Genomic DNA, 2,161 nt, shown 5'->3' with positions numbered 1-2,161 from the left:
CCCGACGAACTGTGGCTCGCCACCCGCCGCGGCGACCACCGCGACGGCACCACCCGCATCGGCAGCTCCGACGTGTCCGACATCCTCGAAGTCGGCTACAAGACGCCGCAGCACGTCTACCACATCAAGCGCCGCGAACTGCCCGAAGACGAGGCCGGCGAACCCGCGCTCTGGGGCAAGCTCCACGAGCAGACGATCGCCGGGGAATGGGCGCGCAGGAACCGCAGCGTCGTCCGCCGCGTCGGCATCGTCGCCAACGTCGACCGGCCGTGGATGACGTGCACGCTGGACCGGCGCATCCTGGAATGCCCGCTCAACCGCGAGACCCGCGAGTCCTGCGCGCTGGAGATCAAGACCAGGAACGCGTTCGTCGCGGACAAGTGGGTCCGCGCCGTCCCTGACGACGTGCTCGCGCAAACCCTCTGGCAGATCGAGGTCACCGGATACGACCACGTCCACGTGGGCGTGCTGATCGGCGGCAACGACTACCGCCAGACCATCGTGCGCCGCGACGGCAACGAGCAGATCATCGCCGACATCGTCACCGCAGCGGCCGACATGCGCGACCGCATCATCTCCGGGCGCAAGCCGTACCCGTCCGGCGACCCCGAGCGGCTCGTCGAGCTGTACGGCGCGCTGTACCCCGACCGCGAGGGCACCGTGGACCTCGGCCCCGAGGTGATCGAGATCCTCGGCCGGTACGAGAACGAGCGGCTCAAGGAGAAGGCGGCCAAGACCGCCAAGGAACTGGCCAAGGCCGAGGCGGTCGCGCTGCTCGACGGCAACGAGTACGCCAGCTTCGGCGACGAGCCCGCGTTCTCCTACACCCAGCGGCGTGGCCGTCCCGCCGTGGACCTGACGCTCATGGCCGAGCAGTACCCCGACGCCTACCGGGCGTGCGTGCGCGAGACCACCCTCCGCGCCATCAACGTGGCTTCCGCTTTCCGTAAGAAGGAGATCTGATGTCCCTGGCTTCCAAGGCCGCCGCGAAGGCTGCCGAGGCGAACGGCCAGCCCGGCGAGGAGACCACGCCGCCGGCCACTGACGGTTGGGGGCTGCCCGAGCGCGAGCCTGAGGGGCCGTCGCCTGAAGTCCTCGCCTACGAGGCCGCGACCAGCGACGACGACCCCGAGCAGGTGCCCGTGATCGTCGCCTGGAACCGCGTCATGAAGGACGTGCGTGCCATCGCCAAGGCCAGCCAGGTCGAGTCCGGCCCCGCCAAGTTCTGGTACCGAGGCGTCGATGCCGCCATGGAGGCGTTCGCCCCCGTGATCCGCCGTCACGGCGTGCTCGTCATCCCGCACAAGGTCGTCGCCGAGCACGCCCCCGCGACGACCTCGGGCGGCAAGCCCGCCCGCGAGACCACCGTCACCATCCAGTACCGCATCTACGGGCCGATGGGCGACTACATCGAGGGCGAGGCAGCCGGCGAGTCCCTCGACAACGGCGACAAGGGCGCGGCCAAGTCCCAGAGCGTCGCTCTCCGGACGTTCCTGTTCCACGCGGGCATGGTCCCGCTCCGCGACACCGACCCCGACGCGCACAACCTGGAGCGCGGCGAGGCGGCCCCGCGCAAGGCCACCGACTACCGCGACGAGGCCCTTGAGCCGCGCACCTCCAAGTCCCGGCTGCGCCAGATGCATCACGAGCTCAAGTCGATGAACCGGCTCGCCGAGCTGGTCGAGAACGAGATCGGCGACAGCGAGTCGATCGGCGACCTGATCGTCCGCATCGGCCACACCCGCCAGTAGCGAGCTCCGGTGCGGCGCCGCCCTGGGGCATCCCGCGGCGCCGCACCGGCCCCAACCTCCGAACCCCTTACGCGCCAAGCAAAGGACAGGACATCATGACAATCCCGGTCACCGCCGAGCAGGTGGATCAGGCCCTCATCACGTACCTCCGCGACCGGCTGGCCGAGCACGCCAACGCCGCCCGCGTCGCCGCCGAACAGCGCGCCTCTCTGGAGGAGGACCTCCGCAAGGCGCGGGCCGAGGTCGAGCGGCTCACCCAGAACCGCGACAGCGCGGCCAGTGAGCAGACCAGCCAGGCGCGCTTCGCGGTCGTGCTCCAGCAGCACCTCAACAAGCTGACCGGCCGCAGCGACGAGACCACCTCGGCCGCGTCGGGGGTGCCCGCGCCCTTCAACCTGTTCACCCCGCCC

The 2,161-nt window shown here is 70.4% G+C and carries 3 protein-coding genes; all 3 read left to right on the top strand.

The features are described from left to right. A partial coding sequence (locus HII36_RS54815; protein WP_173531322.1) for a YqaJ viral recombinase family nuclease occupies window positions 1-963 on the top strand: 963 nt, incomplete at its 5' end. Next, a complete protein-coding gene (locus HII36_RS54810) occupies window positions 963-1,751 on the top strand; it encodes an ERF family protein (RefSeq protein WP_173531321.1) in 789 nt (262 codons plus the stop codon). The genes HII36_RS54815 and HII36_RS54810, both read left to right, overlap by 1 nt. A gap of 95 nt (window positions 1,752-1,846) precedes the next feature. Beyond that, window positions 1,847-2,161: hypothetical protein (locus HII36_RS54805; RefSeq protein WP_173531320.1), on the top strand; the 315-nt coding region annotated here is incomplete at its 3' end.

The sequence above is a fragment of the Nonomuraea antri genome (assembly GCF_013283785.1).
Lineage (GTDB): Bacteria > Actinomycetota > Actinomycetes > Streptosporangiales > Streptosporangiaceae > Nonomuraea > Nonomuraea antri.
This window is presented reverse-complemented; position numbering and strand designations above follow the sequence as displayed.

Excerpts from the sequence above, each read along its gene's own strand:
- HII36_RS54810 (WP_173531321.1), top strand. The coding sequence starts at position 963 with ATGTCCCTGGCTTCCAAGGCCGCCGCGAAGGCTGCCGAGGCGAACGGC.